General features: G+C 70.5%; 24 protein-coding genes and 1 pseudogene. 11 read left to right on the forward strand and 14 right to left on the reverse strand.

Translation table 11 applies throughout. The features are described from left to right. Nucleotides 1-3 precede the first annotated feature (3 nt). From BUS84_RS11470 to coxB, 6 genes are read right to left on the reverse strand one after another with little or no spacing between them, the layout of a single operon-like run. Nucleotides 4-396 (reverse strand): c-type cytochrome, encoded by a 393-nt coding sequence (locus tag BUS84_RS11470; protein ID WP_208869579.1) that lies wholly within the window; start codon nucleotides 394-396, stop codon nucleotides 4-6. Next, nucleotides 393-1,307 (reverse strand): cytochrome c oxidase assembly protein, encoded by a 915-nt coding sequence (locus BUS84_RS11475; RefSeq protein WP_074311231.1) that lies wholly within the window; start codon nucleotides 1,305-1,307, stop codon nucleotides 393-395. The genes BUS84_RS11470 and BUS84_RS11475 overlap by 4 nt, the downstream gene beginning before the upstream one ends. After that, a complete protein-coding gene (locus BUS84_RS11480; protein WP_074311233.1) occupies nucleotides 1,295-1,699 on the reverse strand; it encodes a hypothetical protein in 405 nt (134 codons plus the stop codon). The genes BUS84_RS11475 and BUS84_RS11480 overlap by 13 nt, the downstream gene beginning before the upstream one ends. Beyond that, nucleotides 1,696-2,322: a cytochrome c oxidase subunit 3 gene (locus BUS84_RS11485; RefSeq protein ID WP_208869580.1), complete on the reverse strand. Its 627-nt coding sequence runs from the start codon at nucleotides 2,320-2,322 to the stop codon at nucleotides 1,696-1,698. Before BUS84_RS11485 ends, BUS84_RS11480 begins: the two co-directional genes overlap by 4 nt. Then, nucleotides 2,319-4,244: a cytochrome c oxidase subunit I gene (gene ctaD, locus BUS84_RS11490; RefSeq protein WP_074311237.1), complete on the reverse strand. Its 1,926-nt coding sequence runs from the start codon at nucleotides 4,242-4,244 to the stop codon at nucleotides 2,319-2,321. The genes BUS84_RS11485 and ctaD overlap by 4 nt, the downstream gene beginning before the upstream one ends. 17 nt (nucleotides 4,245-4,261) lie before the next feature. Further along, nucleotides 4,262-5,305 (reverse strand): cytochrome c oxidase subunit II, encoded by a 1,044-nt coding sequence (coxB, locus tag BUS84_RS11495; protein WP_208869581.1) that lies wholly within the window; start codon nucleotides 5,303-5,305, stop codon nucleotides 4,262-4,264. Between the two features lie 136 nt (nucleotides 5,306-5,441). Between coxB and ccsA the strand changes: the two genes are divergently transcribed. Genes ccsA through BUS84_RS11520 form a run of 5 tightly spaced genes read left to right on the forward strand, consistent with a single transcriptional unit; the run spans nucleotide 5,442 to nucleotide 9,966 of the window. Then, nucleotides 5,442-6,194 (forward strand): cytochrome c biogenesis protein CcsA, encoded by a 753-nt coding sequence (gene ccsA / locus BUS84_RS11500; protein ID WP_074311239.1) that lies wholly within the window; start codon nucleotides 5,442-5,444, stop codon nucleotides 6,192-6,194. Further along, nucleotides 6,191-6,601 (forward strand): cytochrome c maturation protein CcmE, encoded by a 411-nt coding sequence (locus BUS84_RS11505; protein ID WP_074311241.1) that lies wholly within the window; start codon nucleotides 6,191-6,193, stop codon nucleotides 6,599-6,601. The genes ccsA and BUS84_RS11505 overlap by 4 nt, the downstream gene beginning before the upstream one ends. Further along, the gene (locus BUS84_RS11510; protein ID WP_074311243.1) at nucleotides 6,591-8,522 is read left to right on the forward strand and encodes a heme lyase CcmF/NrfE family subunit; all 1,932 of its coding nucleotides are present in this window, start codon (nucleotides 6,591-6,593) and stop codon (nucleotides 8,520-8,522) included. Before BUS84_RS11505 ends, BUS84_RS11510 begins: the two co-directional genes overlap by 11 nt. Further along, on the forward strand, nucleotides 8,522-9,073 hold the full coding sequence (locus BUS84_RS11515) for a TlpA family protein disulfide reductase (RefSeq protein ID WP_074311246.1): 552 nt from the start codon (nucleotides 8,522-8,524) through the stop codon (nucleotides 9,071-9,073). The genes BUS84_RS11510 and BUS84_RS11515 overlap by 1 nt, the downstream gene beginning before the upstream one ends. Further along, nucleotides 9,070-9,966: a cytochrome c-type biogenesis protein CcmH gene (locus BUS84_RS11520; RefSeq protein ID WP_074311248.1), complete on the forward strand. Its 897-nt coding sequence runs from the start codon at nucleotides 9,070-9,072 to the stop codon at nucleotides 9,964-9,966. The genes BUS84_RS11515 and BUS84_RS11520 overlap by 4 nt, the downstream gene beginning before the upstream one ends. Nucleotides 9,967-10,060: 94 nt before the next feature. Here BUS84_RS11520 and BUS84_RS11525 read toward each other — a convergent pair whose 3' ends face one another. After that, nucleotides 10,061-11,209 carry an RNA-guided endonuclease InsQ/TnpB family protein gene (locus tag BUS84_RS11525; protein ID WP_074311251.1) on the reverse strand — a complete coding sequence of 383 codons (1,149 nt, stop codon included), beginning with the start codon at nucleotides 11,207-11,209 and terminating at the stop codon, nucleotides 10,061-10,063. Beyond that, nucleotides 11,206-11,616 (reverse strand): hypothetical protein, encoded by a 411-nt coding sequence (locus tag BUS84_RS11530; protein ID WP_074311254.1) that lies wholly within the window; start codon nucleotides 11,614-11,616, stop codon nucleotides 11,206-11,208. The genes BUS84_RS11525 and BUS84_RS11530 overlap by 4 nt, the downstream gene beginning before the upstream one ends. Before the next feature lie 23 nt (nucleotides 11,617-11,639). Between BUS84_RS11530 and tnpA the strand changes: the two genes are divergently transcribed. After that, nucleotides 11,640-12,071 carry an IS200/IS605 family transposase gene (gene tnpA, locus BUS84_RS11535; protein WP_074311256.1) on the forward strand — a complete coding sequence of 144 codons (432 nt, stop codon included), beginning with the start codon at nucleotides 11,640-11,642 and terminating at the stop codon, nucleotides 12,069-12,071. Further along, on the forward strand, nucleotides 12,068-12,589 hold the full coding sequence (locus BUS84_RS11540) for a glycosyl hydrolase family 65 domain-containing protein (protein ID WP_074311258.1): 522 nt from the start codon (nucleotides 12,068-12,070) through the stop codon (nucleotides 12,587-12,589). The genes tnpA and BUS84_RS11540 overlap by 4 nt, the downstream gene beginning before the upstream one ends. 78 nt (nucleotides 12,590-12,667) lie before the next feature. Here the strand turns inward: BUS84_RS11540 and BUS84_RS11545 are convergent. Further along, nucleotides 12,668-14,098, reverse strand: a pseudogene (locus BUS84_RS11545) (CoA-acylating methylmalonate-semialdehyde dehydrogenase); the annotation flags it as partial. 27 nt (nucleotides 14,099-14,125) lie between these two features. Between BUS84_RS11545 and BUS84_RS41215 the strand changes: the two are divergent. Continuing rightward, entirely contained in the window at nucleotides 14,126-14,266 is a 141-nt protein-coding gene (locus BUS84_RS41215; RefSeq protein WP_425293450.1) for a DUF4326 domain-containing protein, read from the forward strand. 20 nt (nucleotides 14,267-14,286) lie between these two features. On the opposite strand, the gene BUS84_RS11555 is transcribed toward BUS84_RS41215, so the two are convergent. Further along, nucleotides 14,287-14,682: a nitroreductase family deazaflavin-dependent oxidoreductase gene (locus BUS84_RS11555; protein ID WP_074312510.1), complete on the reverse strand. Its 396-nt coding sequence runs from the start codon at nucleotides 14,680-14,682 to the stop codon at nucleotides 14,287-14,289. Nucleotides 14,683-15,010: 328 nt separating this feature from the next. Here BUS84_RS11555 and BUS84_RS11560 point away from each other — a divergent pair, with 328 nt between their 5' ends. Continuing rightward, entirely contained in the window at nucleotides 15,011-16,156 is a 1,146-nt protein-coding gene (locus tag BUS84_RS11560) for a hypothetical protein (RefSeq protein WP_143728331.1), read from the forward strand. A 70-nt stretch (nucleotides 16,157-16,226) separates the two neighbouring features. Here BUS84_RS11560 and BUS84_RS11565 read toward each other — a convergent pair whose 3' ends face one another. Then, on the reverse strand, nucleotides 16,227-16,676 hold the full coding sequence (locus BUS84_RS11565; protein ID WP_074311262.1) for a VOC family protein: 450 nt from the start codon (nucleotides 16,674-16,676) through the stop codon (nucleotides 16,227-16,229). A gap of 125 nt (nucleotides 16,677-16,801) precedes the next feature. Between BUS84_RS11565 and BUS84_RS11570 the strand changes: the two genes are divergently transcribed. Continuing rightward, complete coding sequence (locus BUS84_RS11570; protein WP_074311264.1) at nucleotides 16,802-17,224, forward strand: TIGR03668 family PPOX class F420-dependent oxidoreductase; 423 nt, start codon at nucleotides 16,802-16,804, stop codon at nucleotides 17,222-17,224. Nucleotides 17,225-17,239: 15 nt separating this feature from the next. Here BUS84_RS11570 and BUS84_RS11575 read toward each other — a convergent pair whose 3' ends face one another. The 3 genes from BUS84_RS11575 to BUS84_RS11585 form a co-directional block, all read right to left on the reverse strand. Beyond that, entirely contained in the window at nucleotides 17,240-18,151 is a 912-nt protein-coding gene (locus tag BUS84_RS11575) for a TIGR03619 family F420-dependent LLM class oxidoreductase (protein WP_074311266.1), read from the reverse strand. A gap of 40 nt (nucleotides 18,152-18,191) precedes the next feature. Further along, nucleotides 18,192-18,584 carry a DUF2267 domain-containing protein gene (locus BUS84_RS11580; protein WP_074311268.1) on the reverse strand — a complete coding sequence of 131 codons (393 nt, stop codon included), beginning with the start codon at nucleotides 18,582-18,584 and terminating at the stop codon, nucleotides 18,192-18,194. 85 nt (nucleotides 18,585-18,669) lie between these two features. After that, nucleotides 18,670-19,086 carry a DUF2267 domain-containing protein gene (locus BUS84_RS11585; RefSeq protein WP_074311272.1) on the reverse strand — a complete coding sequence of 139 codons (417 nt, stop codon included), beginning with the start codon at nucleotides 19,084-19,086 and terminating at the stop codon, nucleotides 18,670-18,672. Nucleotides 19,087-19,998: 912 nt separating this feature from the next. Here BUS84_RS11585 and BUS84_RS11595 point away from each other — a divergent pair. Next, complete coding sequence (locus tag BUS84_RS11595) at nucleotides 19,999-21,228, forward strand: PucR family transcriptional regulator (RefSeq protein WP_074311277.1); 1,230 nt, start codon at nucleotides 19,999-20,001, stop codon at nucleotides 21,226-21,228. The last annotated feature ends 23 nt before the right edge of the window (nucleotides 21,229-21,251 follow it).

Here is a 21,251-nt window from a genome sequence, read left to right on the forward strand (position 1 = left end):
CGGTCAGTCCAGCGTGTAGAGGTAGGCGGCGATGTCCTGGGCGTCAATGGCACTGATACCGAGGTTCGGCATGGCGGTCCCGGGCTCCACGGCCTGGGGATCGGCGATCCAGCGCCGGAGGTTGTCGGCGTTGTTGGGCAGTTGACCGGCGATGTAGGAGCGGGCGCCGAACCGAGTCAGGGGCGGGCCGACCAGGCCGTCGGCGCGGTTGATGCCGGGGATGGTGTGGCACGACCCGCAGCCGTACTGGGCGATCAGCTCCGCGCCGCGGTCGGGCCGTCCGTTGCGCGACTCCGGTGGTGGCGGTGGGGCCGTCGAGGCGCAGGCGGTAACCGCGACCATCGGCAGGATCATGAGGGCCGCACCGAGTGCCCAGAGCCGGCGGGGCAGCATCATGGCACCACCTCTTCCGCTTCAGCTGTGGTCGCCATCGGGCGGGTCCCTGCGGGTGGCGGCCCCCCGCGCAGGCCGTCGGGCCGGTCGCGGTCCATCCGCAGCAGCCAGCCCAGGAACACGGTCAGCGCCACGACCAGCACGGCCAGGTCCATCGGCGCCCACATCAACAGGCCGGCGAGTTGCTGGTCGGCCAGCGGGTCGGCGCCGAACACCCGCCGCGGATAGATCGGTTGCGGGGCGAAGGTGAGCACGGCGCCGAGGGCCGAGGCGGGCAGCATGGTGCCGGCCAGCAGCAGCACCGTCACCGGGGCGGGGGCGCGGTGCCGTGGCGAGCCGAGCACCGGCGCCCAGAACAGCCAGGCCGTGACCAGGAAGCACAGATGCTCGGTGGCGTGCACGGCGGGACGGTCGACCGCGGCCGCGTACGGCCCGGGCAGGTGCCAGAACCAGAGCACGACGGTCTGCCCGCCACCGGCCAGCAGGGCGTACGTGCCCGGGTGACGCAGCCGGCGTATCGGCGGTGCCACCCGGCAGCGGGCGAGCAGCCGGCGCAGCGGGAGCGGCACGGCCATGCTCAGCGGCAGCCCCGCCGCGCCGGCCGCGAGCAACGGCCCGGCCACCAGCAGGAGCAGCATGTGCTGAGCCATGTGCCCGGCCAAGGAGGACTCCGCCATCTCGTGCGCCGGCCCGTGCTCAGTGCCGAGCACCACCAGCAGTCCGGCGCCGAACGCGGCCACCCGCCAGCGGGGGACCACGTGCCCCGCGCCGCGGCGCGACCACAGCTCCTGGACGCCCCGCCCGTAGCCGGCTGCCAGCAGGCAGACCGTGACGACGACGAGCATCGCCAGCAGGCTCTCGGCCAGCGGGCTCTGGCCGGGCCCGTGTGCCTGGTGGACGCTCAGAGCTGACATGGCGGCAGCACCAGCACGGCGACCCCGCCGAGCACGATGATCGTCAGGAACAGCAGGTTGACCCAGACGCCCACCACGGCGAGCATCCGGGACCGGCCGTACGCCCGGTCCTGGGTGCCCGTGGCCTGCGCGCGGGCGGTGCGTCGCCACGCCAGGGCGGCGACCGCCAGCGAGCCCGCGGTGACCAGGGCCGGGACGATCACCGCGAGCCCGACGACCCGCCCGAGCGGCATGGCGAGGACGCGGTCGGAGCCGGCGGCGCAGGCGAGTTCGTCGAGGCCCCAGGCGGCGAGCACGTGTACGCCCCACGCGACGCCGCCGCCGAGGACGCCGTACCAGAGCAGCACCCCGCCGGTCAGACGGGCCCGTGGCCCGGGTGGTGTGGTGGTCATAGTCGTGGGGAGAGGTAGATGGTGAACAGGATGGCGGCCCACACCGCGTCGACGAAGTGCCAGTAGATGGCGGTGTTGCGGACCCGCTCGCGCCGGTGGGCGTCGATGGTGCCGCCGCTCAGGGCGGCGGCGAGCAGCCAGCCGATCATGGTCAGGCCGACCAGGACGTGTAGCCCGTGGAAACCGGTGATCAGGTAGAACAGCGACCCGTACACGTCGGTGGTCAGGGTGAAGTGCCGGAGCTTCTCGGCGTACTCGGTGGCCTGCAGGGTCAGGAAGGTCAGCCCGAGCAGCATGGTGGCGCCCAGGCCGCACCGCAGCTGCCATCGCCGGCCGTGCCGGCTGCCGCGTTCGGCCCACACCATGGGCAGACTGCTGGGCAGCAGCACGGCGGTCATGATCAACGGCTTGAGCAGTTCCGGGGTCCCGATGGCGCCCGGCGGCCACTGGGGGCCGTACTGGAAGCGGAGGTAGAAGTAGCTGCCGAGCAGGCAGGCGAAGAGGGTGGCCTCGGTGGCCACGAACATCACCATGCCCCACCAGCCGGTCGATCGACCGGCTGGCAGCTCGGTGCTCAGCGCCTCGGCGCCGGTGGCCGCCATGATCCCGCCCCGATCCGTCATGGTGTCGCCACTCCGCTCGTCCGGCTCGGTCCAGCTGGCCAGAGCCAGACCGCGATCGTCGCGGCCACCACCACCGCGGCGACGGCCGCCACCGGGTACCAGGCGACGAGCAGAGCGGCGAAGAGGACCAGCAACGCGGCGGCGAGCACGAGGGGCTTGAGCGTTGAGTCCGGCATCGGCACCGGGCGTTCGACGCGGGCGTCCAGTTCGCTGGTGAGCAGTGTGTTGCGTCCCTCGCTGAGGATGCGGTCCGCGGTCGCCCCCTCGCCGGTCGACTCGGCGGTCCGTTCGTCCCACACCGGGTGCAGGCTGTGCACCCGAGGCAGGACGGGGAAGTTGTACGGCTCGGGCGGCGACGTGGTGGCCCATTCCAGGGTGTCGGCGCGCCAGGGGTCCGGCGGGGCGGGCCGACCCCGGCGGACGGCGTGCACCACGCCGACGAGCACGAGCAGCAGTCCGAGAGCGAGCACGTAGGAGCCGATGGTGCTGACCAGGTTCCATCCGCCCCAGCCCGGCTCGCTGACGTAGGTGTAGACCCGGCGGGGCATCCCGAACAGACCGTAGAGGTGCATGGGGAAGAAGGTGACGTGCATGCCCGCGAAGACCAGCCAGAACGCCCAGCGCCCCAGCCCTTCGTGGTACATCCGCCCGGTGATCTTGGGCAGCCAGTAGTAGATGCCGGCGAGCATCGGGAAGACCGCGCCGCCGATCAGCACGTAGTGGAAATGCGCCACCACGAAGTAGGTGTCGGTGACCTGCTGGTCGAACGCGGTCAGGGCGAACATCGTGCCGGTGACGCCGCCGAGCACGAAGGTCACGATGAAGCCGACGACGAACAGTAGCGGCACCCGGATGACCAGCCGGCCGAGCAGCATGGTGGCCAGCCAGGCGAAGATCTGCAGCCCGGACGGAATGGTGATGATCGTGCTGGCCGCGCTGAAGAAGCTGTACGACAGTTGCGGCAGCCCGGTGGCGAACATGTGGTGCACCCAGACCCCGAACGAGATGATCGCGATCGCCACGATGGACAGCACGATCAGCGGGTAGCCGACCACGCCCCGCCGGGTGAATGCGGGTAGCACCGCCGAAACGATGCCCAGCCCCGGCATGACGATGATGTACACGTCGGGGTGTCCGAAGATCCAGAACAGATGCTGCCAGAGCAGGACGTTTCCGCCGGCCGACGGGTCGAAGAAGTGGGTGTCGAACCGGCGGTCGAGGAACAGCATCGCGTTGTCGAGGTTCAGCGCCGGCAGCGCGAAGATCACCATGAACGCGGTAGCGACGATCGCCCAGACGAACAGCGGTACCCGGTTGAGCGACATTCCCGGTGCGCGCAGCTTGAGCGCGGTGACGATGAAGTTGATCGAGGCGGCGGTCGTGGATATGCCGAGGAAGAGCAGACCGAGGGCGTAGACGTCCATGTGCAGGCCGGGGTTGTGCTGCTCGGAGTTCAGCGGCGCGTACGCGAACCAGCCGTTGTTGGGGGCGGCGCCGAAGGGCAGGCTCGCCCACATGAACAGGCCGGCGAACAGGAAGACCCAGTAGCCGAAGGCGTTCAGTCTCGGGAACGCCATGTCCCGGGCGCCGATCATCAGGGGTACGAGGTAGTTCCCGAAGCCGAAGAGCATCGGTGTGGCGAACAGGAAGATCATCGCCGTGCCGTGCATGGTGAAGAGCTGGTTGTACTCCTCGGGCGAGAGCAGTCCCGCCTCGGGTCGGGCGAGCTGGGTGCGCATGGCCAGGGCGCTGAGTCCGGCGAGGACGAAGAAGAACCCGGCGGTGACCAGGTAGCGCCGGCCGATTCTCTTGTGGTCGACCGTGCTGAACCAGCCGCGTAGCGAACGCGGCTCCGCCCAGTGTTCCGTCAGCTGGGCCAGGTTCACCCGGCTGACGGCGGGCGGCGTGCTGGTCGTGGCCATAGTTCCCCCTCCCCGACCTAATCCAGCGACCGCAGGTACGTGATCAGGTCGGGCAGCGCGGCCGCGCCGACCGGCTGTGGGGGCATCGCGTTGCCGGGCTTGACCGTCTGGGAGTTGACGATCCAGCCGCCGAGGTGTCCGGCGTCATTCGGTACCGCCCCGGCGCCGAGGCTCCATCGGGAGCCCACGTTCGACAGGTCCGGCCCCACCTGGCCCTGGGCGCCGGTGCCCCGTACCGCGTGGCAGGCGGCGCAGGTGCCCTGCACGAACGCCTGCTGGCCGCGGCGCTCGGCCTCTGTGCGCGGTTGACGGGCCGGGGCGTTCAGGCGGGTCAGCCACGCGTCGAAGTCGGTGCGGGGTTCCGCCACGACCAGGAAGGCCATGTGGGCGTGCTGGGTGCCGCAGTACTCGGCGCACTGGCCGCGGTAGCGGCCGGCCCGCTCCGCCCGCAACCAGGTTTCGCGGGTCTCACCGGCGATCAGGTCCGTCTTCGGCATGAGCTGCGGCACCCAGAAGCTGTGCAGCACGTCGTCCGTGCGCAGCCGGACCTTCACCCGCTCCCCCACCGGAATGTGGATCTCGTTCGCGGTCGCCCCGGACGCCCCCGGATAGCGCACCTCCCACCACCACTTGTGGCCGGTCACCTCCACCGTCGGGGCATCGGGGTCCGGATCGGCGGCGAGCGCGGCGAGGTCCCGCAGCCCCACCCCGTAGACAGCGACGAGAATGACGAACGGCAGCCCGGCTCCGGCGATCGCGACGAAGCGCAGCGGCTGCCCGTGGCGCACCCGGACGTTGCCCCGCCGGAACACCAGCGCCCAGATCAGCAGCGCCATGACCTCGGCGACCACCGCCAGCGAGATCCAGAAGAGCAGCCACCACAGGTTGGCGACCCGGGCGGCGCCCGTGCCTGCGGGGTTGAGGACGGACGGCGGGTCACCCCCGCATCCGGCGAGCAGGGCCAGGCCGCACAGGGCCGTCAGCACCGGGAGCGGGCGCGGCTGCCGGCGCCGCCCGGCGGGTCGGGCGGCGCTCATGGTCATCCCTGCTGTCGTGTCCACCGAGAGCGACACTAGGCCCTTCCGAACCCCCTTCATCCCTGTTTGCGGCTGATAACCCCACAAGTGCGACCGGACCGATTTATGGTGATACCGCAACTCGATCCGCAAGCGCCCCCGGGGCGCGGACAGGGAGATCATGCGAGCCTCCACCGTGGACCTTGTCGCGGACACCGGCAGAGCGGCCGCCGGCCGCCGGACCATGGCCTGGCTCGCCGGCGGGCTCACCGCGGCGGCGACGGCGGCCGGCGGATGGCTGGCACCCCCCGACGAGGTGCAGGGCCAGGCGCAGCGACTGATGTACCTCCACGTCCCCGCGGCCTGGGTTGCCTACGCCGCGTTCGCCGTCGTGCTGACCGCCAGCGGCGCGTACCTGATCGGGGGCGACCTTCGCTGGGACCGGTTCGCGCGGGCGGGCGCCGAGATCGGCGCGGCCCTGACCGCCGTCGCGATCGCCACCGGGTCACTGTGGGGAAAACTGGTCTGGGGTGCCTGGTGGGCGTGGGACCCCCGGCTGGTCAGCACCGTCCTGCTGCTGCTCGCGTACGCCGGCTACCTGGCCCTGCGCCGCTCGCTGGCAGAGCGGACCGGCGCGCGAGACGGAGGCGACCACCGGGTGGCGCGGCCCGCCGCGGTCGTCGGGATGGCCAGCTTCCTGCTCGTCCCGGTGGTGCACTTCTCCGTCGTCTGGTGGCGGTCGCTGCACCAGCAGGCGACCGTGCTCGCCCCGCAGCGCCCACCCATCGACCCCAGGATGGGCGTCGCCCTGCTGCTCGCCGTCGCCGCCGCGACGCTCGCCGCGCTCTGCGTCCTGCTGTACCGGGTGGTCCGGCTGGAACGCCGGCTGACCCCCGACACGCCCGCCGACCGCGCCCCGGCCCGTGTCGGATGAGCCGTCGCCGCAGGGGCCGCACCGCCGTCGTCGCCGTGCTCCTCGCCGCCGGCGCGCTGCTGGTCACCAGCGCGCTCCGGGAGACCCTGACCTATTACCGCACTCCTTACGAGGTGCTCGGCGATCCGGACGCGACCTCGGAACGGGTACGCCTCGGCGGCGACGTGGTGCCCGGATCGCTGCGGCGCACCGGCGACCTCGTGGTGTTCCGCCTCGCCCAGGACGGTCACGAGATCACCGTCGAGCAGCGCGGCGTCCCACCGGAGACGTTCCGGGAGGGCGAGGGGGCGGTCGTAGAGGGCACCCTGTCGCAGGACAGGGTGTTCCGCTCGGATCACGTCGTGGTCCGGCACGGCAACGAATACCGCCCGTCCACCGCCCCGCCAGGGTCGGTCGATGCTCGCTGACCTCGGCACCGCCAGCCTCACGGTCGGTCTGCTCTGCGCTACCCTGACCGCCCTGCTCTGGCTGCGGGCGGCCCTGTTCGCCACGCCCACCCGAGCGGCCCGCCTCGGGACCGCCGCGACCCTGGCAACCGCCGCCGTCGCCTGCGCGCTGCTGGAGGCGGCCCTGCTCCGGCACGACTTCAGCGTCCGCTTCGTGGCCGAGAACGGCGGACGCCAGGTGCCGTTGTACTACACGCTGACGAGCCTCTGGTCCGCCCTGGACGGGTCGCTGCTGCTCTGGCTGCTGATCCTCGCCGGGTACGCGGCACTGCTGGCCCACCGCCGGCACCCGCCCCGGCTGCACGCCTACGCGATGGTGGTCGTCAGCACGGTGACCATGTTCTTCTACGCGCTGTCCACCTTCGCCGCGAACCCGTTCCGCGAGGTGAACCCGGTACCCGCCGACGGCCCGGGGCCGAACCCGCTGCTGCAGCAGCACCCGGCGATGGGCGTGCACCCTCCCCTGCTCTACGCCGGCTACATCGGCCTGGTCGTGCCGTTCGCCTTCGCCCTCGCCGCACCACTGGCCGGCCAGCAGGGGCGGAGCTGGGTACGGGCCGCCCGACCCTGGGCCCTGGCGGCGTGGGCGGCGCTGACCGCCGGCATCGGGCTCGGGGCCTGGTGGTCGTACGCGGTGCTGGGCTGGGGCGGCTACTGGGCGTGGGACCCGGTGGAGAACGCGTCGCTGCTGCCCTGGCTGACCGCCACCGCCTTCCTGCACGCCACCCTGGGCCGCGCCGCCGGCCGGGCCGGCTGGAACCTGGCCCTGGCATCCGCGAGCTTCGTGCTGGTGCTGCTCGGCACGTTCCTTACCCGGTCCGGCGCGGTGGCCAGCGTGCACGCCTTCACCGACTCACCGTTGGGGCCGATGCTGCTCGGCTTCGTGCTGCTGACGGTCGTCGTGTCGACGGTCCTGACCGGATGGCGCGATCCCGAACCCGCCCACGGCAGGAGCACACCGCTGCTGTCCCGGACGACGGCCGTGCTGGTCAACGGCGTGCTTCTGGTGACGATCGCGGCGGTGGTGCTGATCGGCACGATCTTCCCGCTGCTCTCCGAACCGCTCGGCGGGGTGCGCACCTCGGTCGGACCCGGCTACTACCAGCGCACGGCGGTACCGCTGGCGATCGCGGTGCTGCTGATGTTGGGCGTGACGCCGGCCCTGCGGGTCCGCGACCGGACGCAGGCGCTGCGGCGACTCGCCCTACCCGGCGCCGTGGCGCTCGCCACCGTCGCCGTGGTGGGGCTGCTCAGCCGGCCCGGCCTGCCCGCGCTCACCGCGTTCGGAGCGGCGGCGTTCGTGCTCACCGGCGTGGCCGCAGAGCTGGCCGACCGGCGGCCGCGCTCCGGCCGGACCCGGAAACCGGGTAGGGCTGCCGCACTGGTCGCGCACGCCGGGATCGCCCTGGTTGCGGTGGGTGTCGCGGGATCCTCCGCGTACGGCCGCGACACGGAGCGAACCATCCACACTGGGGAGGCGCTGCGGTTGGGCGACGTGTCCGTGCGCCTGGTCGGCGTGGACCGCAGCGGCGCCAGCGGGGGTATGACCGTACGGGCGCGGCTCCGGCTCACCGAGGCGGGCGGCGGGCAACGAACGGTCCGGCCCGCCCTACGCTACAACCCCGCCCGGGACACCGCTGTCACGGTGCCGGCGATCCAGACCGGACTGCTGCGAGACACGTACGTCACCCTGATCGCGGTCGCCCCGGACAGCGGCAGCGCAACCGTACGGCTCGCGGTGAACCCGCTCGTCGGGCTGCTCTGGGCCGGCGGCACGCTGACGGCCGCGGGGGGACTCCTGGCGGCGATCCGCACCGCCCGTCCGCGACGCCCGGACGTCGTCGCGGCGTCGCCTGACCCGGTCGCCGCCGGGGCCCGGTGATGACCGCCCGCCGCCTGCTGCGACCTGGCCCGGCGCTGGTGCTGGTGCTCATCGTCGCCGTTGGCACCGTGGTCGCCCTCGGCCTGCGGTCACCGTCAACGCCGCTCGACGCCGGCGCCGCCAACGGCGTCACCCCCGCGCCGGCCCCGGCGCTCACGGGCGCCACCCTGGATGGTGGCCGGTTCGACCTGACCGAAGCCCGTGGCCACGTGCTGCTGGTCAACGTGTTCGCCTCCTGGTGCGGCCCGTGCCGGGACGAGCTGCCGCTACTGCTCGAGACGGAACGGCAGTGGTCGCCCCGGGGGCTGCGGCTGGTGGGGCTGAACGTCCGGGACGGCGCCGAGGCGGTCCGGGCGCTACTTGACGAGACCGGCACACGGGAGTTGACCGTGCTGCCAGACCCGGAGGGCACCCGGGCGGTCGACTGGGGCGTCCGGGCAGTGCCGGAGACGTTCGTGGTGGACCGCGACGGCCGGATCGTCGACCGGCAGCAGGGTGTGGTCACCCGGCAGTGGCTTGAGCAGCGGGTGGCGCCGTTGCTGGCCCGATGAGGTGGCGCGCGGCCGTCGGGGCACTCGTCCTCACGGCGCTGATCGGCGCAGCGGGCGCAGGGCTGGTCCGGTCGACCGGCGGCACCGGTCGGGAGGACCCCGTACGCGCCGTGGCAGTGGGTCTACGCTGCCCGGCCTGCCAGGGTGAGTCGGTGGCGGACTCCCGGTCGCCGATCGCGGCGGCCATGCGGCAGGTGGTGGCGGACCAGCTGGCCCAGGGGCGGGACCGCGACGAGATCCGCCGCTGGTTCGTCCAGCGCTACGGCCCGGAGGTGCTGACCGACCCGCCGACCCGCCGGGCGGAGCTGCTGCTCTGGGCCGTACCCGCGCTGACCTTGCTGGCCGGCGGCTACGCGGCCCTGCGCACGCTGCGTCCCCGCCCGACCCCGTCTGCGCGGGCCACGGCCGTGCGGGCGGCGCCCACCGGTCGGGCCGCGCGCCGGGCGTGGCGCGCGGTGTCGGTGGGAATGGTGAGCCTCGTCGCGTCGGTCACGGTGGCCGCCAGCCGCCTGGACCGGCCGGGCCAGGATCCGGAACCGGCCGATCCCGTGACGGTCGCCGTGCAGCTGGCCCGCGACCTCGAGGGGCAGGCCCGCTACGACGCCGCAGCGCGGATGTACCGGGAGGCCCTGCGGGACCGCCCCGACGATGCGATCCAGCTGCGGCTCGCCTTCGCGCTGCTGCGGGCCGGCGACAACGCCGGCGCAGAGCAGTCGGCGCGGGAGGTGCTGACCCGCTCCCCAGACTCCCCGGACGGCCTGCTCGTGCTCGGGCTGGCGCAGCGCGGCAGCCGGTCCGCCGAGGCGGCGCGCACCCTGCGACGCTTCCTGACCATCGCTCCGGAGCATCCAGCCGCCGGAGAGATCAGCCGGCTGTTGGCCGCCGGCCCGTGACACCCCACCCGAACCCCATGGATCCACGGTCAGCTTCTCGACCCTGAAGGGTCGAGCTTGCGGATCGTGACGGCTCGTGGTGATGAGCACGAGGTCACGCCGCGTTCGGCAGGCTGACGGCTGCCCAGCCCGTAACACCGCGTGCGGCGATGTTGCGGGCTGCGTTCCGGTCGGCGTGCTCAGCGAAGCCGCACGACCGGCAGTGGAAGGTGGATTGGTTGGGCCGGTTGGCCTTGGCGACGTGTCCGCAGGCGGAGCATCCCTGCGAGGTGTACGCCGGGTCGACGTGCACGACCGCCACTGCGGACCGCTTCGCCTGGTAGGCGATGTACTGGCCGAGTTGGTGGAACGCCCACGAGTGCAGCGTGACCCGCTGGGGCCGTCTGAGCCGTACCCGGTCGCGGATGCCGCCCAGGTCTTCCAGGGCGATTCCGCGGCCGGTGCGTTCGGCCTCGGTCACGATGCTCTTGGCGATGCGGTGGTTGGTGTCGGCGGCGAACCGGGATTCCTTGCGGCGGCGTTTCTTCAGCAGCCGCTTGGCGGACTTGGTGCCGATGGCCTGGAGTTTCGCGCGGAGCCGCTGGTTGCGGTGCCGGACCCGGTTTGTGGCCTTGCCGCAGTAGTCGCGGCCGTCGGAGTCGGTGGCGAGGTTGACGATGCCGAGGTCGACGCCGAGGAACCCGTCCGGCTCCTTAGTGGGTGCGTCGGGGATGTCGCAGGTGGCGTACAGGAACCACTTGCCGTCCCGGCGGACCAGGTCCGACTCGCCGCGGCGGTGCGCGAGCAGGAGGGCGTGCTGCTGGTCGGAGCAGCCGAACCGGATCGGCCCGGATCGGCCAGCGACCGTCCAGATTGACACGGTGCGGGCAGCCAGTTGCCAGGACAGGCAACGGTCGTCGAACGGCTGCGCCGCGTCGCGACGGAACCGGATCGGTCTGCCCTCGGCGGCCTGGCGCCTCTTCGACCCTGGCTTGCCGAGGTTGCCGGCTTGGATGTTGGCCGTCAGGGTGGCGTACGCGCCGGATACCTTCCGGGCGACGTGGATGGCGGGCTGCGCCGACAGACCCATGTCCTCCAGTTGGCCGTAGGTGAGCCGCTGCAACGACTGCTTGGCGAACACCCGCCGCTGATACGCCTGGGTGGACGCGACGTTTGCGGCCTCGTTGCACAGGTCCAGGGTTGCCCGCAGCGCCGCATGCTGGGCGGCGTCCGGAAACAACCGGACCTGCACGACGATCTTCACCAGGCGTCCTGGTCGGCGTAGTCCTCTTCGGCTGCCATCGACTTCGGCCACCGCCGCCAGGCAGCCCGGTCCGCTTCGTCTTCGGAGCAGCGAGTCACGGTCGTCAGGTGGGTCAGGGCGCCGTCGATGTAGAGCGCAGCCTGATCAACCGTGCCGAGGTCCGGGGCGTCGTAGCCGAGCCGTGCCAGTTCCGCGTGCAGCTCTGCGGCCCGAGACTCGTTCGCCTGCTGCACGCGGGTCGCGTGCCGACGGCGCGCCTCGGTCAGCCAGTCCGGCCTGCTGTCACGCAGCGACCGCACGTCCCGTTGGGTCCAGGGGCGCTCGAGTTTCGGCAGGTCCGCGTAGTCGATGCCGAGGACCTTGGCCGCCCATCTCGGCTTCACGACCTTGTCCAGTTTCGCAGGCATGCCCACACCGTCTCATCTTATCTATGTCACCACGATGGACCCCGGACCCGAATATTCGCAGCGGTAGAAGCGTTGTCTACGACCTGCACGTACATCTTGTCTTCGTCACCAAGTATCGGCGGGACGTCCTCAACGACGCGATGCTCACCCACTGCGAACAGATCATGCGGCAGGTCTGCGCCGACCTGGGCGCCGAGCTGCGCGAGTTCAACGGCGAAGACGACCACGTCCACCTGCTCGTGCACTACCCACCCAAGCTGCCGACCTCCACACTGGCCAACCGACTCAAGGGCGTCTCAGCGCACTACCTACGCAAGGAGTTCACCGACCGGATCAACCGGCACATCATGCACGGGCACCTGGGGTCCCCTTCGTACTTCGCCGCGTCCTGCAGCGGCACCCCACTAGAAGTGATCAAGGACTACATCAAAGAACAGAAACATCCCGGTCCGTGACGCGACTCCTCCCGGCCCTGAAGGGCCAGGATTCCTCGCTAATCCAGTTGAGCCGGGTAGCGCACGCATGGGTGCTGGCCCGCACCGATCGCGGCCGATCCTTCGAGATGCTGCTGACCGCACTCGGCACCGACCTCGCGGATCCGGAGCACAGCTCGACGCGGAACGGCATACACCTCGGCGCCACTGCCGGAACGCTGGACATCCTGCAACGCTGCTACACCGGCCTGGAGGCCCGCGGTGACGTGCTCCGGCTCAACCTGCTGCTGCCCGAAGGGCTCGACCGGCTCGACTGCGTGATCCGGTACCGAAACCAGCTGATCTCCCTGCATGTCTACCACGAGCGGTTGCGGATCTCGGCCGCCCCCGGGTCGGGGCAGCCCGTCCCGGTGGCCGTCCGGGGCAGGTCCTTCATGCTCTGCCCCGGTACGATCGTCGCCGTCGCGCTGCACGGCCGCGCCGAGCCCGCGAGTCGACCGGATCAGGGCAGTGCACCGCCCGACGCGGCGGAATCGTGACGAGACCTGGCACGGGCAGCGGGCCGCCCGATGCCGGCGAGATGGCCGTCCCCGGGCGCAGTTGATTCAGGCCGGTGCTCAGCTGTTCTGTGGGAAGCCGAGGTTCACGCCACCGTGGGACGGGTCGAGCCACCGGCTGGTGACGACCTTGGATCTGACGAAGAAGTTCACTCCCTCTGGCCCGTACGCGTGAGCGTCACCGAACAGTGAGTCCTCCAACCCCCGAAGGAGTAGTACGAGACCGGGACCGGGATCGGGACGTTCACCCCGATCATGCCGATCTCGACCTCATTCTGGAACCGGCGAACTGCGCCACCGTCGTTGGTGAAGATCGCCGTACCGTTGCCGTACCGGTTGGCGTTGACGAGTTCGACGGCGGCGCCGTAGCTGGGCAGCCGGAGCACCGAGAGGACCGGTCCGAAGATCTCGTCGGTGTACATGGACATGTCGCTGTCGACATGGTCGAAGAGAGTCGGTCCGAGGCAGAAGCCGGCATGCTCACCGTCGATCGGGTGGTTCCGCCCGTCGACCACCAGCTGCGCCGCCGCGGACCGACCAGCGTCCAGGTATGACATCACCCGGTCGCGGTGAGCGCCGGTGACCAGCGGCCCCATCTCGCAGCCCGGGCGACGGCCGTCGCCGACGTGGAGTGCCGCGATCCGTTCGCTGATCTTGCCGACGAGCTCGTCACCGACCGGGTCGACGGCCACGACGACGGAGATGGCCATGCAGCGCTCGCCGGCCGAGCCGAAGCCGGCCGAGACGGCGGCGTCGGCGGCCGAGGTGGAGGTCGGCGTCGGGCAGCACGACCATGTGGCTCTTCGCGCCGCCGAGCGCCTGCACCCGCTTGCCGTTACGGGTGCCCGTTTCGGAGCCGACAAACGAGATGGCCTTGACCGTCGGGTGTTCGAGAATCCGGTCGACCGCCTCCTTGTCGCCGTGCACGACGTTGAGAACGCCGTCCGGCAGCCCGGCCTCCGCGAACAACTCCGCCAGGAAGTTCGACGCGGACGGGTCCTTCTCGCTCGGCTTGAGCACCACCGTGTTGCCGCACGCGATGGCGTTCGGCACGAACCACAGCGGGACCATGGCCGGGAAGTTGAAGGGGGTGATCACCCCGACCACGCCGAGCGGCTGCCGGATGGAGTACACGCCCACCTGGGCCGAGGCGTTCTCGCTGAACCCGCCCTTCAGCAGTTGCGGGATCCCGGAGGCGAACTCGACCGCCTCCAGCGCACGCTGGATCTCCCCCGCGGCGTCGGAGAGCACCTTGCCATGCTCGGCGGTGATGATCTGGGCGAGGTCGGACTTTCGGGCGTTGAGCAGTTCCCGGAAGGAGAACATGACGCTCATCCGCCGAGGGAGGGATGCGCTACGCCATCGGGTGAACGCCTCGTCGGCGGCGGCGACCGCCTCATCGACGACCGAGGCGGTTGCGAAGTCGACCTGTCCGGAGACCTGGCCGGTGGCGGGGTCGTAGTCCGCCCCGGCCCTGACGGCACCCGAAACGAGATCCTCGACAAGTACCGGGCGTACCTGCTCGGCCGACCCGACCTCCTCGCCCTCCGCGCCGGCCTGCGCGGACGCCGGCTCGGCTGCTGGTGCGTGCCGGAGCGCTGCTACGCCGAGGTTATCGCCGAACTCGCCGCCTCGCTGCCAACGTCGAGCCTTCGGTAGGAAGCCCGGCGGAGATCTGCCTAGTGGACGTGGTCTGCATCGGGCACGGTGTCGAGATAGAGGAAGTCGGTCACGCCGATCACCCCGACGAGCTGGCGGACGAGCGGCGGCATGTGCCGGCGGGTGGGGTCGTGCACGAGGCGGGGACGGGTGAGGGGCACTCGCCGGCCGCGGGTCTCCAGCTCACAGCCGCCGGCCGCCAGTACGTTTCTCGCCCAGTCGGTGACCCCGTAGGTCAGCGCGGCGACGTAACCGTCGGACGTCCGGAAGATGTTGATCGGCGTCCGGTACGCCCGACCGGAGCGGCGGCCGCGGTGGATGATGACGCCGAAGCCGGGCAGCCGCCCGGCCAGGGGACCGGTCACGCGGTTGGTGACGACCCGGTTGAACCGCGCCAAGCGTCTGGGTAACACCATGGCCACCATGTTCGCCCAGGTGCGGTCGACGCGTCGGCCGACATTTCGATCGCTGCACCGTTTTGCTACCCGCCGACCGGGCGGCATGGTGCTGCCAGGATTCCAGAACGTCCACATTCACCCGCCCTTGGCCCGGCGCAACCGGCCACGGGTCTGGCTCAACGACCTCGCGGGCGTCTGCCGACCGGCTCGCCGAGTGCGGCGGCGGCAATGGCCCGATTAATGCTATTTGGCGGCACATGTGGCGTTGCAAACATAGCAGCACCCGTATGGCCAGCCGGAGAGATGTGAAGCAGCATGTAGACAAAGTTTTAGTGGGGTGGTTCACGTGGTCAGCACCTGTAAAACAATTCGCAATTTTCGCCAGTTCCCCATGGAGGCCCAGCGATCGGCGGATGGGGCGGCACAGGAGCGTGAGCGGCGCCTCCAGACGATCACCAAAAAGCGCAGCAGCAAAGCCGCGAAGCTGTCGGCTCACGCAAGCCAGCGGCTGCAGCGCCTGCTAGGAGACGACACCTGGGCGGACTTGAGGCAACTGATGCAGCAGGAACGGTTGACGTTTCGTGACCTGCTCCAGCCGCCCCAAGGGTTGAGGTCGCCCTACGCGAAACTCAACAAAGCCAGGAAACATAAGGCCGACGCATTCCTGCGAAGTCGAGACGTCAGGCGCGAGGCCATTGCCGCAATAGCGACGGACTATCACGATTCACTAACCGACGTCTTCACGGTCGACGACAACATCAGCACCGGATTCCACCTCTCGAACAACCTCGACAAGTGGTTGAGCCTGTCTCCGTTCCACGATCATGCGCTCCCCTGGGGAGTCTTCGAACCCGACGACAGCCAGGACCCGCACCGGTGGGAAGTGTTCCGGCCGCCGTTCTTCGGGTTCAACTTCGGCTTCACCCCGGTGCACAACGACAACTTCGTCGTTGATCGCATCCATACGCTCAACCCGTCGGTCGGCGACGTCGGCATCTCGATCACAATGGACAACAGCGACGCAGGCGACTTCGACTACGCGTCCGGCGACGCGTTCAGCTCGATAGCGTTCGGCTTCGTGCCGCCCACCACCGGCCTGGTCGAGGTCCTCATCGACGCGCAGTGCGTCGAGGCGACGCACCGCCTGGAAACAGAGGACGAATGGGGCTGGTCGAACTCTGGCACAGGCCAGCGGAACTTCCTGATGCTCGACGTCCTGCATCCCAACGTGGCCGAGCCCTCGTATGCCGAGATGTCGGTCTTCCACGAGGAGACCGACGATGACGAGAGCTTCCTGCAGGAGAAGTTGACCCGTGGCGCCCACTACTTCGCGCAGCTGTTCAGCGCGGGGCCGGTGCCGGCAGGTCAGTCCGTCGTCGTGTGCGCCGGGACGCGTTCGTTCGACATCAGCGGCACAAACGACGTGTCCATTGACAGCACGTCCGACTTTAGGTGGTTCATCAGCTCGGTAGAGGTACGAGTCTCGCCCTGATCACCAGGGGCCCGATCACGATGGTTGGTCTGGCCGTGACCAAGGGTGCCGGCGGCGCCTGTCGTCACGCTCAGGCAGAGGCTGCCCGACCCATCTCGGCGAGGATCCCGGTGCCCTGGCCGAGCTCGATCAGGTAGCCGTCCGGATCACGCAGGTAGCACCGGATCTCGACGCCATGGTCCTTCGGCTCGGTCAGGAACTCGCCACCCCGTGACCGCCACTGCTCATAGACCGCCCGGACGTCGGTGACCCGGACGTTCATCGCGCTGCTGAGCGTGCGCGAATCCGGCGGCGCCTGCGCCTGCACATCCGGCTTGTCGTCGGTCGGGCCACCCTCGTCGTTGATCACGATGTAGCTGTTGTGGAATCGCAGGATCGCCGGCTGGCGTTCCCGCACCACCGTCGCTCCCAGCACCTGCTGGTAGAACTCCCGGGAGCGGTCCACATCCCGCACGATCAGGAGGTGTGTGAGCACCAGCCCAGCCTCGGGCTGGAAGTAGTCGGGCGCCTCGCTCGCCATCACGCCTCCCCCGGGTCCCGTCGGCAGGGCGTACCCGCGTGCGGCGCCGGCACACCCACCGGCTCGACGACGCCGCTGGCCACAATGAGTAACCCTGGCCGGTGTCGGCTGTTACCGTCGGGCCTGTGCCCGCCGACGAGATCCGGCATCGGGTCCGGTCGGCCAGGGTGGCCCGGCTGGCCACCGTCGCAGCGGATGGGCGTCCCCACCTGGTGCCTGTGTGTTTCGTGCTGCTCGACGATGTCGTCTACCACGTGGTGGACGAGAAGCCCAAGCGCCACCGGCGGCTGCGCCGGCTGGAGAACATCCAGGCGACGGGGCATGCCTGCCTGCTGGTCGACGAGTACGACGAGGACTGGTCGCGGCTGTGGTGGGTTCGGCTGGACGGGCACGGCCGGCTGGTGCAGGACCGCGTGGAGGAGGCCGCGGCCCGTGCGGCGCTGGCCGACAAGTACCCGCAGTACGTCCAGCAGTCACCAGCCGGGCCGGTGATCGCGGTAGCGGTGACCGGCTGGTCGGCGTGGTCCGCAGCCGACGCGGCCGGGTGAGCGCCGGCCGGCGTGTCAGCGGGTCGGAGCGAGGGCGTCGAGCACCTCGTCGGCCCGGCGCAGCGACGCCTGCGCGTCGGCGCGGGGTGAGCCGATCTCCGGATCGAAGTTGAGGTCGACGAACAATTCCGTGATGCCGGCCTCGGCGAGTCTGCCGAGGTCGGACCGGATCTGCTCGAGTGTGCCGGTGAGCGGCTCGCGATCGGGTGGGCCTGTCGGGCGTACGCGGACCGCGCCGCGGCAGACGAATCGCAGTGAGCCGGGGTCGCGGCCGGCCTCGGCAGCGGCGGCCTTGACGGTCGCGACCGCCTCGCCGATGCCTGTCAGGTCCGCCTGGCTGCCACTGACCCAGCCGTCGGCGAGCCGGCCGGCCCGGCGCAGCGCGGCGGGCGCCTGGCCGCCGAGGAGAATCGGCGGGTGTGGCCGCTGCACGGGTTTCGGCTCCAGGCGCGTCGGCGGGACCTGGTAGAACTCGCCGCGATGTTCGGCGACGTCGTCCTGCCACAGGGTACGAAGAACGGCGAGGAACTCCTCGGCGCGCTGGCCCCGCCGATGCTTGCTCACCCCCGTGGCCTGATACTCCTCGTCCGCCCAGCCGAGGCCGAGTCCCACGTCGAGTCGTCCGCCGGCGAGGATGTCGAGGGTCGCGGTCTGCTTGGCCAGCAGCACCGGGGATATGAACGGCATGTTGAGCACCGCGACGCCGAGCCGGATCCGCGTGGTGTGGGCCGCCAGGAACGCCAGCGTGGTCAGTGGGTCCTGGACGCTGTGGTAGGTCTCGCTCCAGCCGAGGTCGGCGGGGACCAGGAGCCGTTGGAACGTCCAGAGCGAGTGGTATCCGAGCTGCTCGGCCCGGCGGGCAACATGGATCATGTTCTCCGGTGTGGCCCACGAGCCGGAGACGGGCGGGGCGAATCCAACCTCCACCCGCGCACCGTACCCGGATCGGGCGAGGAAGTGGCTCGGTTCAGGCCCCGACGCTGCGATCCACCGGACGCAGCAGCCGCCGGAAGTCCTTTGGCAGCTCGGATTCCAGGTTCTCGAGGTCTTTTGCGCTCACCGCCTCGCGCAGGGTCGTCAACACGGCGCGGGCAACCTCGGCGGTCCGGTCGTCATCCGTTCCCGCGCGGGCCCCTACCTCATTGAGGAACTTCACGAGGTCGATCCGTTCGGCGAAGTCCACTTCCTTGTGCAGGTAGCCTTGCAGCTCCTCGGGGAGCTGCGTGGCCAGGTGCCGAGCCTCGCCGCCACTGACCCCTTCCGCCAAGGTCGTCAGCGTGGCTCCGACGACGTCCGCCGCCTCCGCCGCCGGCATTCGCGCCCGCTTGCCCACCGTTTCGAGAAACTCGGCATAGTTCACGGGTTCTCCTTCCCGACCAGTTGGTGCACCTCGCAGCGTCTGTGACCGGTGTCGAGAGTTGTTCTCTCTCGTACAACTGTGCGTGCTACGAGCCGGGGCGCTGCCCGCCACCGGCACCCACCGGTTCGATCACCTGCCGGAACTCCTTCGGAAGCTGGGCCAACGCGTCCTCGAAATTCTCCCGGGAAACCGCCTCACGGAGCGTGGTGAGCACCGCGCCGACCCCGGGACCGGCGATCGCACGGTCGATGGCCGGGTGGTCTGCCACCCGCCGCACGAACTCGTCGAGCCCGAACGACTTGGCATGTTCCGCTCTACGCGGCGGCGGATTGCGCAGGGGATCGTCAAGCCCTCCGGGAAGCTGATAGGCGAGGTCCTCAGCCTTGCCGGAGCTGATCCGATCTGCCAATGTCTCCAACGTCGCGCGGCTGAGTGTCGCTGCCTGATCGGTCGACACCTTCGCCCGCGTGGCCACTAGGTTGATGAAATCCTGGTATTCCACCTGATTCCCCTCTCAAGCCGGATCGCCGTCGAACCGCCAGTTACACGCCCCTGACCTCAATGCGCCGCGATCGCGCACTTCTCCTCTCGGGTGCCGAGCGAACTGGTACCTCGACAGCCTCCTGGGACGGGGGGTGACCCTGCCTCATCCTCATCGGGCGAATCGCCAAGGCACGCTACGGAGACATCCTCGACCTTCGCGCGAGCCCCCATCCCAGCCGGAGTCACCGCCCGCTCGAGGGACGAACTGGCCGAGGAACGCAACGGCGGAATACCGGACTACCGCCGTGTGACGTTACGCCGGAGCTCAGATCGTTCGGGACAGGTGCGGAGCAGGACCGGTACGGCAAGCACCAGCTCACGGTCCACGACGGCGACTACCTCGAGATTCCGCTCGAACGCGAGGCAGAGCTGGTAGCGGAGTTGCGCCAACGCGGCTACGAGGTGACGCGCGACGACGAGCTCATCAACCTGCTCGACGGCCTCAGCCTGAGTTCCCTCCCCCCGCTTGAGGAGTGACGGAGACGCCGGCATCGCTTCCGAGGGCTGATGGTGGTCGGCCAGTCCGACGCGAGCCAGCGTCTCCGTAGCTAGTGCTCATCGCCGGCGCTGGCTCAGACCCGGAAGGCCGCCGGTCACGGTCCGCACGCTACCGTCCGGCTGCTCCGGCCCGGCTTCTGCCGGAGGTCAGCCGCGCGGCCACCCGGTCGCGCAGCGCGCGCTCAGCGCCGCGCTGGCGGTGGCGGCGAGCGGCGTCCCGACGCCAGAAACGCTGGCTACGGCCCGATAGACGGTTGTGAAGGTCCGCGTCGCCCCGCATGATCGTTCTGTGGCACCGGGTCACCGGGAGACTCGTGCAGCCCCTTCGGGGTATTGCTGCGGTGACGACCCAGCGAGGCGACGGGAGGATCTCATGCAAGGGGAGCTGCAACGCCTTGTCGACGCTCTCGCCGCGTACGCGGGCCGCCCGGCGCTGATCGAGGACCGCCGTCAGCGGGTGGTGGTCTACAGCGAGCACACCGGGTTGATGGACGACGTGCGCAAGGCGTCCATCCTGCGCCGGCAGAACACCCCGGAGGTGATGGCGTGGTTCCGGGACGTCGGCGTCATGGACGCCCGTACGGCCGTGCGCACGCAGGCGTCGCGAGAGCTCGACCTGCTGCCGCGGGTCTGCGTGCCGATCCGTCACCAGGACCTGCTGCTGGGGTTTGTGTGGTTCATCGACGCGGACGGCACGATGGCCGACGCGGACATCACCGCCACCGGCCTGATGAGCGAGCTGTCGCTGGCGCTGTACCGGGAGAACCTTCTCGGTGAGCTGGCCTCACAGCGCGAGAGTGAGGCGGCGCGGACCCTGCTCTCCGACAGTGAGGCCAGCCGGGACCAGTCGGTGCGGATCCTGCGCGAGACCGGCCTGATCGCCGGGGACGGGCCGGCCACCGCGCTTGTCGCGCAGCTGGTGCCGTTGCACGGCGAGCTGCCCGACGAGGTGGCACGGCTGGCGCTGGAGCAGGCGCTGGTCACCACCCGGCGGTGGATCGGCACGCGGGAGGCGCTGCACCTGGTCCGCGACGACCACGGGGTGCTGCTGCTCTGCGGCGGGCGGGGTGCCGGGCGCCCCTCCCCCGAGGTCGTCGCGAAGCTGCTCGACGACAACCTGCGGCAGGCGACCCGTGGGCTCGACTCGGTGGAGCGCGTCGTGGTCGGGGTCGGGCAGCCGCGGTCCCGGCTGACCGAGGCGATCGGGTCGTACGGGGAGGCGCTGCGGTCGGCCCGGGTGGGCGTGCGGTTGCCGGCGCTCGGCCCGGTGGTGTCGTGGGCGGGGCTGGGTATCTACCGGGTGTTGTCGCGGATGGAGGGTCGGCACCTGGACATCGCCGACGTGCACCCCGGTCTTGAGCGGTTGCTGCGGGAGCAGCCGAACCCGGTGTTGCTGCAGACCCTGGAGCGCTATCTGGATCTGGCCGGGAACGCGCACGCCACGGCCGAGCAGTTACGCTTGCACCGCACCACGCTCTACTACCGGCTACAGCGGATCGAGGAGCTGGCCGACACCGACCTGAAGAACGGAAACGAGCGGCTCTGTCTGCACCTGGCGTTGAAGCTGGGCCGGTTGACCGGCGCCTACCGGCCGCAGGAGTGACACCGGTGGGCAGGGCTGTCGCC

The organism is Micromonospora cremea (assembly GCF_900143515.1).
Taxonomy (GTDB): domain Bacteria; phylum Actinomycetota; class Actinomycetes; order Mycobacteriales; family Micromonosporaceae; genus Micromonospora; species Micromonospora cremea.